This is a genomic window from Neobacillus canaveralius (genome assembly GCF_047237705.1).
GTDB lineage: Bacteria > Bacillota > Bacilli > Bacillales > Cytobacillaceae > Neobacillus > Neobacillus niacini_K.
The window spans coordinates 5,694,002-5,708,905 of the sequence record NZ_JBDFLL010000001.1 but is presented as its reverse complement, the minus strand read 5'-3'; the positions used below and the strand labels follow the sequence as shown (position 1 = coordinate 5,708,905).

Below are 14,904 nucleotides of genomic sequence, written 5' to 3'. Positions count from 1 at the left end.
ATACCCATAGAGGAGGAAAGCGTATGAGTTCACAGAATGTTAGTGTCAAAAAGAGTGAAATACTTTTATATTCTTTTGGTGGATTTGGGTCAAACCTGTTATTTGTTTTTACAACATCTTTCTTGATGTTTTTTTATACGGACGTTTTCAAGATATCACCTGCCGCTGTTGGTACCGTATTTTTAATAGTAAGGCTGATCGATGCCTTTTTGGATCCTTTCCTAGGTATAATGACAGATAGAACAAGAAGCAGATGGGGAACATATAGACCTTGGCTACTATTTGGTTCGCCTCTATTAGCAATGATGACTCTCTTATTATTTACTGCTCCTGATCTAAGTCCATCAGGTAAAATAGCTTATGCAATTGCAGTTTATATAGGGTACTCTTTTGTATCTTCTGTTGTGAACATACCCTACCATGCATTGAGTGCATCAGTCAGTAACGATACGACTCAAAGGAACTGGATTGTAACAGCGAAGAATTTTATGGGTAACCTTGGAAGTCTAGTGGTTTCCGCTTCAGTATTACCTTTAGTTGCGCTTTTTGGAAGCGGTTCAAAAGGTTGGTTTTTTGCGACACTCCTTTTTTCAATATCATCCATTTTTTCTTATTGGCTTTGTGCTCGTGGTGTAAAAAGCCATGATAACAACGAGGTGAATATTCAGAGGATTTCAAAATCAGATAATACTCATCCTTCAATGAAAGAACAACTGAAATTAATTTCGACAAATAGACCATTGACCATTCTTTTACTTGCAACTGTCGTTAAGATGGCTGCATTGATGTCTACAACTGCAATAGCTATTTATTATTGGCAATATAACATAGGCAGACCTGATTTATATTCCCAATTATTTATTTGGGGAACCGTATTAGCCGTTCCAGCCTATTTAATTACACCATACTTAGCTAAAAAGATTGGAAAGAAAAATCTATACAATTATAGTTGTGCGATCACGATTATTCCATCTGCAATTTTATTGTTTACTCCTCCTCAGTATGTAGCGAGTATCTTTATCCTTTCGGTTTTTGTAAAGGTTTTAGGGCCATTTACTACAGTATTGCCTTGGATGATGCTTCCAGATTGCGTTGACTACGGGAGATTGAAAACAGGTATTAATGGTTCCGCAACGGTTCATTCCATGATGATATTTATTAATAAGGTTGGGGCAGCAATTGGAGGTCTCCTTTCTGGGGTACTACTAGGGGCAGTGGGTTATGTTGCCGGACAGCAACAGTCACCTGAAGTTTTAAACATGATTAATTATGTATACTTCCTTGTACCAATCATCGGATATGGCCTAGGGCTAATCATTATGAAGTTCTATCCCATTACAAATGCATATCATTCGGATCTATTAAAGGAACTTGATGAGAAGGAAAATCAAACCAAAGCAGTAGTCTAAAATTGTAATGAAATCATCCCAAAAAATCTCATGGTGGATAGTCGAGAGATTTTTTGGGGTTAGATTAAAGGAGCAAATTGTATATGAATAAGAAAAAACCCCATATTATATTGTTTAACCCTGATCAATGGAGAGGCGATGTGTTGGGCCATATGGGCAATCCTGCTGCAGTGACTCCAAATTTAGACGATTTTGTCGATAATGATGCCGTTTCGTTCAGCAATGCATTCTGTCAAAACCCCGTTTGTACACCTAGCCGATGTTCGTTTATGTCAGGATGGTATCCGCATGTTAGGGGACATCGGACCATGTATAATATGATGAGCCCTGAAGAGCCAGTTTTATTAAAAACGTTAAAGGATGATGGCTATTTTGTTTGGTGGGGCGGGAAAAATGATCTTGTTCCAGCGGAAAATGGATTCGGTGCTTATTGCGACATAAAATATGTGCCTGAACGAAAACCGAAGCCTATGTTTGGCGGAGCGTTTGATGGAAAGGGGGATAACTGGAGAGGCTTGCCAGGCAGTGATACGTATTACTCCTTCCTTGTAGGCGAACTTGATAAGGGAACAGACGAAGAGTACTATTATGACTCAGACTGGGCTAATATTCTAGGTGCCATTGAGCTTATAAAAAATGCACCGCAAGATCAGCCTTTATGTATCTATTTGCCGATTCTCTACCCGCATCCGCCATATGCAGTAGAGAAGGAATGGTACAATCTTATAGATAAGTCCCTTTTACCAGAACGAATTTCTGCTGAAACACTATCCGATGAGAAACCATCTATGCTTTCCGGATTGCGAGATAGGTATAATATGCAAGGTTGGTCGGAGGAACGCTGGACCGAGCTCCGGGCTACTTATTATGCTATGTGTTCACGTGTGGATTTTCAGTTTGGATTGTTGATGGAAGCACTTAGAGAAGCGGGGATTTATGACGATACGGCAGTGTTCTTCTTTTCGGATCATGGTGATTTCGCAGGGGATTATGGACTTGTTGAAAAAACACAGAATACTTTTGAAGATTGCTTGACTAGGGTCCCGTTTATCGTAAAGCCACCAGCAGAAAGCGCAGTACAACCAAGAGTCAATGATGCTCTTGTAGAATTGGTTGATTTAACTGCAACAGTGCATCATTATGCAGGGATTACTCCTGATTATACCCAATTTGGCAGGAACCTAGCTCCTGTTATTGCAGGAGAAACGAATAGCCACCGAGATGCTGTATTTTGTGAAGGGGGACGTCTTCATGGAGAATTCCATTGTAATGAGTCGGCACCTGCAAATGAAGATCCGTCCATGTTGTATTGGCCAAGAGGAGAGATGCAGCGAAGCGAAGGGCCGGAGCATACGAAGGCGACCATGATTCGTACCAAAAAGTATAAATATGTACGAAGATTCTATGAATCGGATGAATTATATGACCTTGAACAAGATCCTTTGGAAACTACAAATAGAATCAAAGATAGGGACTTAGCAGATGTCCTAATTGAATTAAAAGAAAGACTGTTGGATTTCTATCAAGAGACCTGTGACGTGGTACCTCATGTGAAAGCCGCAAGAGAAATGTCAAAGTGATTTCAAGAAGTTAGTATTTTACTAATTTTAAATTACTAAGTTCTGATTTTCTATATGTTCAGTAGCTTTATTTAACTCTTGATTTACATTTATGGAGATAGTCCCAATAGATGCCTCTATTGGGATTCCTTATTATATGTCAATTATGTGATTTTGGATTTTTTAAAGAATTTTCATCAGGAGGATACCTATGTATTTAGTAATCGATATTGGAGGAACATTTGCTAAGTATTCCCTTATGGACTCGGCAGGGAATATAACCACAAAAAATAAAAGGCTGGCACCAAGAACGAATTATACTGATTTTGAACAAATGCTTTTTTCTATTATTGAAGAGCAGGATTTAACGACGATAAAAGGGATTGCAATCAGCTGCCCAGGTACGATTGATACGGAAACAGGCACTATTTATTACGGAGGGTCTTTCCCATTCTTACATGAGGTAAACTTAGCTAAAGTCATCACTGAAAAGTACGGAAAAGAAGTAACGATTGAAAATGACGGAAAATGTGCGGCTCTGGCGGAATTATGGCTGGGCAGTGTAAAAGGAGCAAAAGATGCCGTTGTTATGGTGCTAGGCACCGGTGTAGGCGGTGGTATTATTATAGATGGAAAGATCCACAGAGGGATTAACCTTTCTGCTGGAGAACTGAGTTATGTCATGAATCGTATAGATCCTGTTACTAGGGAAGCTAGTTTTTTTGGATTGGATGGCTCCGCTGTTGAAATGGTTCGTAAAATTGCTGAAAAGAAGCAGCTGGAAGATGTAACAGATGGAGTAGGGGTATTCGAATTTATTAACGAGAATGACAGGGAAGCAATGGAGGTTTTTGACGAGTATTGTATAAACATAGCCTCTCAAATCCTTAACCTGCAGTATATTCTTGATCCTGAAGTTTTTGCGATTGGCGGGGGAATCAGCGTCCAGCCTATATTGTTGGAACGAATTAAATGGGCTCTCGAGGAAGTGAAAAAGGCAAACCCGTTGCACATGGCATCGCCTAATATCGTATCTTGCAAATTCAGGAATGATGCGAATCTTTATGGTGCCTTATATCATTTCTTTATAAGTAATGAAAAGCTTGTCCTTAACTAATGATTCCTCTAATAGAAAGAGAAGTTGCACCGATAAATATCATGTTGGGGGCATGAACACAAATATACCGGATAGTTCACAGTGAACATTGTCATTAGCTGAGTGTACGATATTTAGTTTGTTAAATTTTCTCAAAGTAAACAAACCAATGATATTTTGAAAAGGGGCAGGAATGCTTCTTTTTTTTATGAAGAACTATTGAACAAGTATAAACAACTAGATTCTATATTCAATTCTAATTTTTCCATTTCAAGTGGAAAAAGTGTGAATTGAAAGAAAACGTAAAAAAATAAATAATAAAGGCAGAAGAAAAACTATTAAAGTAATCATAAAAGGGGGAAAAAACATGTTTGATAAAGTAATGGGTTTTATTGAAAGATTTATGGCTCCTGTAGCTGATTGGGCATCTAACAACCATTATTTAAGGTCAATCATGACCGCAACAGTGGCAACGATTACATTATCAATCGTTGGAGCACTAGCAGTAATTATTGGAAAACCACCTGTACCACAAACTGTCATGGAGTCTAGTAATTTTTTTGCAGGTTGGCTGCAAGCTTGGGCACATTGGGGAGAAAACAATTTATGGTTACGTGGAATTAATGATATCTCTACGGGGATTACTGGAATCGCGTTTACCCTAATCCTTACCTATAACCTGGCAAAACATTATAAGCTAAATGAAGCTGGTTCAATCATTATTAGTATGATGGTCTTTTTCTTAATTGTGGGTCAGCCAACAAGTGTATTGATTAACGAGGTTCCAACATTACAGGTTAATATGTCTGCATTTGGTGCAATCAGTATCTTTACTGGAATAATCATATCTAGCTTAGTCATTGAAATCATTAGATTCTTTGAAGTTAAAAAAGTCGGTTTTAAGTTTCCAGACTCAGTACCACCATTTGTTAAGACATCATTTGATTCTATCTTACCAGGGATTGCTTGTGTAACTGCGTTTGTTGTAATCGATAAAGTGCTTATGAGCCTTTTCGATTTAAAGTTACCAGGATTAATTACTACCATTTTTGGTCCATTAGTACAAAATTTTGACAACGTTTTCTTAGTTGGTTTTTTTATGTTACTGATTAATTTATTCTGGTTTATGGGGATTCACGGTGGCAGTATTGTTACGCCAATCATTTTACCAATTGAGCTGCAAAATATTACTGAAAACCTTAATAATTATACAAATGGTCTGCCATATGACAAAATCTTTACAACACCGGTTATGTTTGGCTTTATCATGATTGGTGGTGCCGGCCTTTTTGCATTAGCTGTACTTAACTATTTCAGTAAATCTAAAGGGCTTAAACAAGTTGGGAAAGTTGGTATCATACCTGCTATCTTCAATATTAGTGAACCCACATTGTTTGGATCACCAATCCCATATAATACTTATTTATTTGTTCCCTTCTTAATGGTTCCTGTAGTGAATACAGTAATTGTCTATACGGCTATTGATTGGTTGAATTTATTTAGCCCGCCGATTCTGAATGTTCCAGCACAAACACCAGTTATCCTAATTGCCATGGCTGCATCAACATCTGTTAAAGCAGGTCTTGTAGCTCTTTTCACTATTATAGTGGACTTAGCAATATATTTTCCGTTCCATAAACGTTTTGAACAGAAAATGATAGAAGAAGAGAAAGCTGATGAACTAGAAATAGCAGCAAAAGAAGCTGCGAAATTAAAGGCAATAAACTAGCTAGTCTCTACTATAAGAAAGAAGGTTTTTATATGAGTAAAGCAACAGAGGTAAATTTAGAGCAGATTTGTTTAGAAATAATTTTAGCAAGCGGTAATGCCCGTGGCTACTTATTAGAGTCTATGGAGTATTTAAAGCCAAGAAACGAGGAAAAGATTAAAGAATTGTTTGAACTAGCTAGAGTTGAATTAAATAATGCTCATAGAAGTCAAACGGCACTATTATCCAAAGAAGCTAATGGGGAAGATATAAAAATGACTGTACTTTTAGTACACGCACAGGACCATTTAATGACTACCATTACTATTCGTGATTTAGTAGAAAAATTTGTGGAGGTTTTGTAAAATGAAAATTTTATTAGTATGTGCTGGCGGAATTTCAACAAGTATTCTTGAAAAAAGCATTAGGGATTCATTTGGACCTGACAGAAATGATTGGAATGTAGAAGCTCACTCAGTCGATAAACTGTCTGAATTGATAAATGATTTTGATGTTGTATTATTAGGACCACAAATACGTCATAAATTAAGAGCTGTTAAGAAGATTGCAGATGAGAATGGAAAACCTTGTGATGTGATTGATAGCAGGGATTATGCTTTGGCAAATGGAGAAAAGGTACTAAGTAAAGCAGTTCAATTAGTTGGTGCATAACAATAACCAAATAAAGGAGGATAGTACGAACAAACAGATATTATATTAAAGAATATTAATATCTGTTTTTGTTTGTTTAAATTATGAAAAAACCAAATATTGTTTTAGTTGTAGCAGATCAATGGCGGGCAGATTCTATTGGATATACCGGTAATACAGCAACAGTTACACCAAATATTGATGAATTAGTGGAAGAAGGAGTTGCATTTTCGAATGCATACTGCCAGCTTCCGGTATGTGTACCTAGTCGAAGTTCATTTTTATCGGGGTGGTATCCTCATACAAAGGGTTTCAGAACCATGCACCATTTAATGGGTGACGAAGATCCTAATCTATTAAGGACCCTGAAGGAAAATGGTTACCATGTTTACTGGGGCGGCCGTAATGATGTGCTTCGATTAGACGCAGATGTAGATAAGTACTGTGATACTAGAAATGATAAATATTTAGAAATGTTTTCCAAAATGCGTGAACTAAAAGAAAAACAAACTACTATTCCTGTAACAGAAGAGAATAAGGAGCATGATTACTCCCATTATCGGGGTATTATTGATAATCCAAATAACCCTGATAAATTACAAATTGATAATGCTATTGAATTTCTAAACAATAAGGTTTATGGGGATGACCCATTCTGTGTATACTTAGCTTTGGCATTGCCGCATCCACCCTATCAAGTGGGAGAGGAATTTTATAATCAAATTAATAAGGGGCGAATCCCTGCACCAACTCGTTTAACAGAAGAAGAATGGGAAGCAAAACCTAGTATATTAAGAGGAATACGTGAAAATCAAAAACTATACAATTGGTCAGATGAACAGCTAAAAGAAATGAAGCATGTTTATTATGCTATGGGCACGGAACTTGACCACTATATTGGGGGTTTAGTTGATAAACTAAAAGAGAAAAATTTATACGAAGATACCTTATTCATTTTCTTTAGTGACCACGGTGATTATACAGGCGACTATGAAATCGCTGAGAAAAATCAGAACACATTTGAAGATTGCTTGACCAATGTGCCTCTAGTAATTAAACCTGCGAAAGGGATGGAGGTAAAACCTCGTGTGACGGATGCTATGGTGGAATTAATAGATATTCAGGCAACTTTGCTAGACTTACTAGAAATCACTCCTAATTATACACATTTTGGAAAATCATTAAAGGATGTTATTAAAGGGGAAGATAAACACCGAGATGTTGTGTTTGCAGAGGGCGGACGACTTGAGCATGAGGAACATTGTATGGATGCCGGCCATTCACCAGCAAATGAATACTGGGCTAGGACCATTGAACAAACGAAAATGCCACATCACGCAAAAGCAATGATGATTCGAAATGAAAAATATAAATACGTATATCGTTTATCTGAACAAGATGAGTTTTATGTATTAGACGAAGACCCAATGGAAAGAAAAAATCAAATAAATAATGCTCAGTTTTCCTCTATTATTGCACAGTTTAAAGAACGCATGTTAAAACACTTCTTTGAAACAGCGGACGTTGTACCACATCGACATGATAAAAGGTTTTAAATGGTAACTAAAAAGGGTGATATATATTGAACGTAACAAAGAAGGAAATCATACTCTTAAATTATTTTATAAAAAATACTGAATATATTCCTTTAAAGAATATCGTGTTTGATTTAGGTGTAAGTGATAAAACGATACGGAACATGATTCAGAGTCTGAATGAAGTGCTGAAGGAATATGAGGCTGAAATTGTTCTGAAAAGAGGGCAAGGATATAGGCTTTCTTCTAACGATGTGGAAGCAATTCAATCGATTATCGAGGCTTCTGAATATTCTTCTTCAGAAAATAACTTACAGGAATTAATCATTCAAGTATTTATTGAAAATAACACCTATATAACTATAGAAGAGATGAGTAACCGGTTCTTTATCAGTAAGAGTAAATTGAATAAAATGTTAATCAATATTAAGTCACTCTTTGATACCTATGGGTTAAAAATTATTTCAAAGCCTCATTATGGTTTGAAACTTGAGGGGGATGAGCTGGGGAAACGTATGGCGCTAGCTGCTTACGTTAATGAAACCCGTTATATAGATCACTCTACTAAAAGTTTCATTGAACGAACGGTTATAGAAGAAATAAAAAAAGAGGATGTTGTCTGCTCAGATGTAATGCTAAGAAATCTAGTATCCCAAATAGGAATAATGATAAAACGAGTAGAAAAGGGTTATAGCATTGTACTTCAACATAAAACAGAAATACAGGTTAATCTAGAGTATAGATTAACCTGTGCAATACTTAAACGAATAGAAGATACTTTTGATGTATCATTCTCTAATGCTGAAACTATGTACTTATATTCCTATGTAATCGGTCAAATTACAGTGGAAACACAGCCTGAGCTTAACCCTGAGAACCCCAAAATCAACATAATAATAGATGGATTCCTGCAACGAATTGAGAATATGTATGATATCTCATTGTGGAATGACCAAGAATTAAGAGAGGGTTTATTGGTACATTTACGTCCTTTAATTCAACGATTGAAGAGTGATATTCATTTGAAGAACCCGATCTTAAATGAAGTCAAGCAACAATTTTCTTTCGCGTTTAATCTTGCCGTTCTCCTTGCAGAAGAAATTTATCTCATTTATAAAAAAATACTAATTGATGATGATATTGCTTACTTATCAATGCACGTTGGTTTAGCATTGGAACGAAATGTGCATGAAGTAACACAAAAATATAATAGGATAGCGATTATTTGTACAACCGGAAAAGGAACAGCGCAATTATTGAAGTTTAAGATTGAAAGAACCTTCCCAAAGGCTAATAATGTAAAATCATTTTCATTATTTAATAAAGAAGAAGTGATAGATTTTAATCCAGACATCATATTTTCAACTGTACCTGTTGAGATGGATACAATACCTGTAGAGATTATCAGTCCCTTTTTTTCTGAGAATGATGAGAAGAAACTAATGAAATATCAGATGAAAAAGAACACAGAATTGGTGTTGGCTAAATATTTCGCAAAGGACCTTTTTAGCCCCGATTTACAAGCGCAAACTCAGAGAGAATCCATTTCAAAAATGTGCGATTTAGTTGGAAGAACAGGGATTACCCCTGCTAATTTTGAAGAGCTATGCTTGAGAAGAGAATTATTAGCCAGCACTTGTTTCGGAAACTTAATAGCCTTGGTTCACCCGATTGAGCTTTGCTCAAAAGTAACAAAGGTAGGAGTCGGTATTCTAAAAAAGCCAATCGATTGGGGCGGATTGCCAGTTCGTATCATCTTTACAATAGCTCAGGCAAAAAGTAATGAGGCGAGAGATTTACTATTATTTATTCAGAACTTGGTTCATAACCAGGAGATGATTATGCAATTGAGTGATGTAGAGGATTTCGAGGAATTTAGGAATGTTTTGTTAAAAGAATCTTAGTTTATTATAGAAAAGATGCCGGAATCGTTTTTAAAGCCGATAAATCCTACTCTAATTAAGGTAAAGTAACAATAGTGGTGAATGAGATCATAAATCAGATGTTCAGAGCTATTAAGATATTTTTTTTATAGGAAAGTGCCCCGATAGATAACTCTATGGGGTTTAATTTTTATATAAGAAGGAAGTAGAATTTTGAACCAAGGTAGTCTTATAACATTCCCTTATATCCTATGCATTTATTGCAATATACCTCCCTTCTCATTCGTGTTATCGTTATTAATAAGAACAAAATATATATTGAAATATACAGATATAAAGAAATCTGCTTCATCTTGATGAAAGAAAGGAGTTATTAATATGAAGGAAGAATGGAAGAAGTTATTTTTGATTTTCTGGACATTCTTTAAAATTGGACCTGTAACTTTTGGCGGCGGGTATGCGATGATACCGATTATTGAAAAAGAAGTTGTAGATAAAAAGAAATGGATCAAAACAGAAGAAATTACAGATGTATTTGCGATAGCTGGGTCAATACCCGGAGCAATCGCCATTAATTCATCTACCTTTATTGGTTATAAAATAGGGGGCATAAAAGGAGCAATTGCTGCTCTGATAGGAGTGTTTTTACCAACTTTTTTAATCGTCGTTGCTCTTAGTGTCATTTTTTTGCAGATTCAGAACAATCCTAAAATTGAAGCCGCCTTTCAAGCCATTCGTGCTTCTATAGTGGCCCTTATTGCTTATGCAGGTTATTTAATTAGTAAAACAGCGATTGTGGATAAAACCACAGTATGTATATCGTTAGGTTCCATGGCTATGTTGTTTTTCTCCCCGATACATCCTGTATTAATTATTTTATTTGGAATACTATTAGGTATTTCAGTTGTTAAGGTTAAACACATTATAGGTAATCCTGGTAAAACAGAAAAAGTAAAGCACCCTTCTACAGACGAACTAGAATGGTATATGGGAGATGGAATATGACATGATACTTATTCAATTATTCTGGGTGTTTTTGTTAATCGGTTTTGTCTCATTTGGCGGTGGGTATGCGATTATTCCTATGATTGAGATGGAGATTTTAAAACAAGGCTGGATGACAACTCAGCAATTTACCGATGTCATCGCAATTGCTAGTATGTCTCCCGGGCCAATTGCGACCAATAGTGCTATTTTGGTAGGTTACCAGGTTCAAGGAATCACAGGAGCAATTGCAGCTGGTTTAGGTATGGTGCTTCCGTCTTTAATACTTGTTATTATTATTGCGATGTTCTTTAAGAGAATTAGTAAAAATAAACATGTTGAATCAGCCTTTTATGGATTGCGGCCTATCATCACAGGTTTAATTGGTTACGCAGCTATTAAATTTGCTATTAGCAATCACTTGGTTTCTTCTATTTCGTGGTATTCATTTTCGTTGTTGGTGATATGCGCCTTGTCACTATTTGCTTTAATTAGACTTCGTATGCATCCTGCATTGGTTATTATTTTGTCTGGCATAGTAGGAGCGGCCATTTACAGTTAGTACTGAGATCTTGAAACAGTCTATGTTTTCCCCCATTGGTATTTACCATGGGGGATCTTTTTAATATATAATATATATTGAAAGGTGGAAGAACAATGAAACTTTACAGTTCAATACTTGACTTAATTGGAAAAACCCCAATTGTAAAACTAAATAAATTACCTGACCCAACAGGCGGGGAAGTGTACATAAAATTGGAATCATTTAACCCAGGAGGAAGTGTCAAAGACCGTGCGTCCATTAATATGATTGAACGTGCAGAAAAAGAGGGTAAATTAATTCCAGGAAAAAGTACCGTTATCGAGCCGACTTCCGGTAATACCGGGATTGGAATTGCGATGGTATGTGCGGTAAAAGGGTACCGTTGTATTATTACGATGCCTGATAACGCGACACTTGAACGTGTGAAGATTTTAAAAGCATATGGAGCGGAGGTTCATCTAACTCCAGCGAATTTGCGAATGCAAGGAGCGATTGATAAAGCAAACACTTTGGCTGAATCTATTTCTGATAGTTTTATTCCAATGCAGTTTGAGAATACAGCAAATGCTGATGCACATCGTGAAACAACAGCAGTAGAAATCTTAGAAGCTTTTGAAGGGAAATTAGATGCCCTAGTGTTGACAGCAGGTACAGGAGGAACGGTAACCGGGGTTGGGGAAGAGCTGAAAAGGCATATTCCAAACTTGAAAATATATGTTGTAGAACCGTTTGGATCCCCTGTGTTATCTGGTGGCGAACCTGGGCCGCACAAAATCCCAGGAACTGGACCTGGTTTCATTCCTACCATATTAAATCGTGCTATTTATGATGAAATATTGCTCATTAAGGATGAAGACGCCCAAGTTACGGCACGCCGGCTGGCTGCAGAGGAGGGGATTTTTGTAGGTGCCTCAGGAGCCTCCTCTGCGTATTTTGCAGTTGAAGTAGCAAGAAAATTGCCAACTTCAGCAAGAGTTCTCTGTATAGCTCCAGACACAGGAGAACGTTATCTATCTTCCGACTTATTTCTGGCTTGATTTTTTCCAAAGTGTTCTCAAGAAATGCTGTGGTTAAAGAGGTACGCATGTTTACAACCACAATATAATTAGAGTAGAATGATTACTTCTACTCTAATTTTTTTTGCATTATTTTGCGGTTGGTTAGCGCAATAGAGGTGATTAGATGTTTCATACCTATTCAGGTCAAACCATAGGTTTCGAGATAAAGTATAAACAGCGGACATCGATGAGCATTCATATAGATAGTAATGGGTATATTGAAATACACGTTCCTAAAGGGATATCGGATGATCGCGTTATTCAGGCGGTAGAGGAAAAGTGGGATTGGATTCAGGAGAAATTAACTGAAATGAAGGATAGAACGCGAGGGTTTAAGGCAAAGGTCTATGAACATGGCGAGAGCTTTCTTTATTTAGGAAAAGAGTACCCTATTCAAATTGCTCATGATATTAATATCCAGCAAGACTATGTTGTGTTTGAAGAGGAAAAGTTACATATATATGTGAAACATCTTGAGGATGAAAAAATAAAACAGGCATTAAAACGGTTTTACTATCAGCAATGTAAGATGTTAGTAGAGAAGACTATTAAATCTTATCAAAGTAATTTTAAAATAAAACCACGGTCGATTCGGATTACAGATAATAAAACAAATTGGGGAACATGTGATTCGAGGCAGCAGTTAACCTTTAATTGGCGGCTGGCGATGGCACCACAGAGTGTGATTGACTATGTAGTCGTCCACGAAATGTGCCATATGCTACACATGAACCACGATCGTTCCTTTTGGCGTCTTGTTGGAAAAATACTCCCTGACTATAAGGCGCAAGAGAACTGGTTGGCATTATCAAATTGGAAAATGACTGTTTAACATTTGGAACGGATATACTTGTGCTAGGCAAATAGCAATATTATTGGAGGTTTTTGCATGGAGAATAATGATATATTAATACGATTACGGTATGCGGTAGATATAAAAAATACAGATATGGTGGAGATTTTTAAACTAGGCGGCGTTGAAGTAACAAAGGATGAAGTACTAAAAATCCTTACCAAACCAAAGGACAGTTACGACGAAGAAGATTACTATGAAGATGATATTGTCGAAGATGAGGAGCATATTAAATGCACGAATAGTATGTTAGAGTCCTTTTTAAATGGCTTTATTACTTTTAAAAGAGGCAAGCAAGAACCAAAGCCAGGGCAGCCTGATACACCCTTACCTTCAAAGAGTAAAGAAAGTATTAATAACCAGCTGTTAAAGAAAGTAAAGATAGCGCTGGCATTAACCTCTGAAGATATGCTCGATATATTCGATAAAACGGGAGTAACCGTAACAAAAGGTGAATTAAGCGCCATGCTTAGAAAAGAAGGTCATAAGAATTATAAGCAGTGCCTTGATAAATACGCCAGAAACTTCTTAAAGGGATTAGCTTTAAAATATAGAGGATAAGTGTACTTTAGAGAATTCCAAACAAAGGCAGCCATAAATTGGCTGCCTTTTGCATTATAGAAATGGGCTCATTTTTCTTAACCAGTAATCACTGCAAATCATAATAAGGTCCCTAGCAGCACCACTTAGATAGCTGCCTTTTTTATAACAGGCGGCTAATTCCCATACGGGGTTTTGCTCAATTGAAAAATAGGAGACGTTAGAGTTGTTCTTGGCGTATGTGATTGGAAATACAGAACAGCAAATACCCTCAACGACCATGTTAAATAAAGTATGACAACTCCTAGTTTCTAAGAGAATATGAGGTGAGACGTTTTCTTTAGCGATGAGATTATCATAGATTTCACGAAGGGTAGAACCCTTTTGCATAAGGGCAAACGAATCATTCTCAAAACACTTTAAGCTTATTTTTGGCAGCTTTTCGCCAAGCTTTCCTCCCAAATGCGCAAGAGGATGAGAGATTGGCACACCTAAGATGATTTCTTCGGAACAAATATTGATATACTCATCATTCGTTTTTTGGGAGTTTTGTAAGGTTAAAAAGCCAATATCAATCTTCCCTTGTGCAATTTCATATTGCTGCTGTTTTACGGTCAACTCAATAGGCTCAATTTTTATGGCAGGGTACTTTTTATAGAAAGTAGGATAGATGGCAGCAAACATTTCTGTGCCACGTTCCGGTGTTAACCCCAAAGTAATAATCCCCTTCTTTGTATCTACGATATCATTGATCCGATTGTATGTTTCTTTTTTTATTTGGATAATTTTCTTTGCATTTTCAATATAGATCTCTCCAGCCTGTGTTAGGTGCCAATTGCTTCTTGAGCGAACGAAAAGCTGGGTTCCCAGCTCTTTCTCAAGCTTTAAAAGCTGTTGATTTAAGGCGGATTGAGTGATAAAGAGTTTTTCAGCAGCTTTCGTTATATTGTTTTCTTCGGCAATTTTAATCATATACTCTAAAGGCAGTATGTCCATAAAAGAATCCCCTCTTTACTCTTAATTTTATTAAGAGAAGTCGAAAAACTAACACTCTTTCTTTTTTTGTGATTTCAGATTACGATGA

At 36.6% G+C, this 14,904-nt stretch carries 14 protein-coding genes; 13 read left to right on the top strand and 1 reads right to left on the bottom strand.

Annotation, left to right across the window (positions count from 1 at the left end):
- The first annotated feature begins 23 nt into the window (after positions 1-23).
- The 13 genes from ABC255_RS27805 (at position 24) to ABC255_RS27745 (ending at position 13,841) form a co-directional block, all read left to right on the top strand.
- Positions 24-1,409: an MFS transporter gene (locus ABC255_RS27805; RefSeq protein WP_412998345.1), complete on the top strand. Its 1,386-nt coding sequence runs from the start codon at positions 24-26 to the stop codon at positions 1,407-1,409.
- A gap of 83 nt (positions 1,410-1,492) precedes the next feature.
- Positions 1,493-2,989, top strand: coding sequence for a sulfatase family protein (locus ABC255_RS27800; protein WP_412998344.1), 1,497 nt, complete (start codon positions 1,493-1,495; stop codon positions 2,987-2,989).
- Between the two features lie 190 nt (positions 2,990-3,179).
- Positions 3,180-4,085, top strand: coding sequence for an ROK family protein (locus ABC255_RS27795; protein ID WP_412998343.1), 906 nt, complete (start codon positions 3,180-3,182; stop codon positions 4,083-4,085).
- 346 nt (positions 4,086-4,431) lie between these two features.
- Complete coding sequence (locus ABC255_RS27790; RefSeq protein ID WP_412998342.1) at positions 4,432-5,793, top strand: PTS sugar transporter subunit IIC; 1,362 nt, start codon at positions 4,432-4,434, stop codon at positions 5,791-5,793.
- 32 nt (positions 5,794-5,825) lie between these two features.
- On the top strand, positions 5,826-6,137 hold the full coding sequence (locus ABC255_RS27785; RefSeq protein ID WP_412998341.1) for a PTS sugar transporter subunit IIA: 312 nt from the start codon (positions 5,826-5,828) through the stop codon (positions 6,135-6,137).
- A gap of 1 nt (position 6,138) precedes the next feature.
- A complete protein-coding gene (locus ABC255_RS27780) occupies positions 6,139-6,444 on the top strand; it encodes a PTS sugar transporter subunit IIB (RefSeq protein ID WP_412998340.1) in 306 nt (101 codons plus the stop codon).
- Positions 6,445-6,527: 83 nt separating this feature from the next.
- Entirely contained in the window at positions 6,528-7,979 is a 1,452-nt protein-coding gene (locus tag ABC255_RS27775) for a sulfatase family protein (RefSeq protein WP_412998339.1), read from the top strand.
- A gap of 26 nt (positions 7,980-8,005) precedes the next feature.
- Positions 8,006-9,862, top strand: a complete 1,857-nt coding sequence (locus ABC255_RS27770) for a BglG family transcription antiterminator (RefSeq protein ID WP_412998338.1) — start codon at positions 8,006-8,008, stop codon at positions 9,860-9,862.
- Between the two features lie 357 nt (positions 9,863-10,219).
- A complete protein-coding gene (locus ABC255_RS27765; RefSeq protein ID WP_412998337.1) occupies positions 10,220-10,846 on the top strand; it encodes a chromate transporter in 627 nt (208 codons plus the stop codon).
- A 1-nt stretch (position 10,847) separates the two neighbouring features.
- Entirely contained in the window at positions 10,848-11,387 is a 540-nt protein-coding gene (locus ABC255_RS27760) for a chromate transporter (RefSeq protein WP_412998336.1), read from the top strand.
- A 95-nt stretch (positions 11,388-11,482) separates the two neighbouring features.
- Positions 11,483-12,406, top strand: a complete 924-nt coding sequence (gene cysK / locus ABC255_RS27755) for a cysteine synthase A (protein ID WP_412998335.1) — start codon at positions 11,483-11,485, stop codon at positions 12,404-12,406.
- 145 nt (positions 12,407-12,551) lie between these two features.
- Entirely contained in the window at positions 12,552-13,259 is a 708-nt protein-coding gene (locus tag ABC255_RS27750; RefSeq protein ID WP_412998334.1) for a M48 family metallopeptidase, read from the top strand.
- 57 nt (positions 13,260-13,316) lie between these two features.
- Positions 13,317-13,841 carry a YehS family protein gene (locus ABC255_RS27745; protein WP_335535648.1) on the top strand — a complete coding sequence of 175 codons (525 nt, stop codon included), beginning with the start codon at positions 13,317-13,319 and terminating at the stop codon, positions 13,839-13,841.
- A 54-nt stretch (positions 13,842-13,895) separates the two neighbouring features.
- Here the strand turns inward: ABC255_RS27745 and ABC255_RS27740 are convergent, their stop codons facing one another.
- Positions 13,896-14,816, bottom strand: a complete 921-nt coding sequence (locus ABC255_RS27740; RefSeq protein ID WP_412998333.1) for a LysR family transcriptional regulator — start codon at positions 14,814-14,816, stop codon at positions 13,896-13,898.
- Positions 14,817-14,904 lie beyond the last annotated feature (88 nt).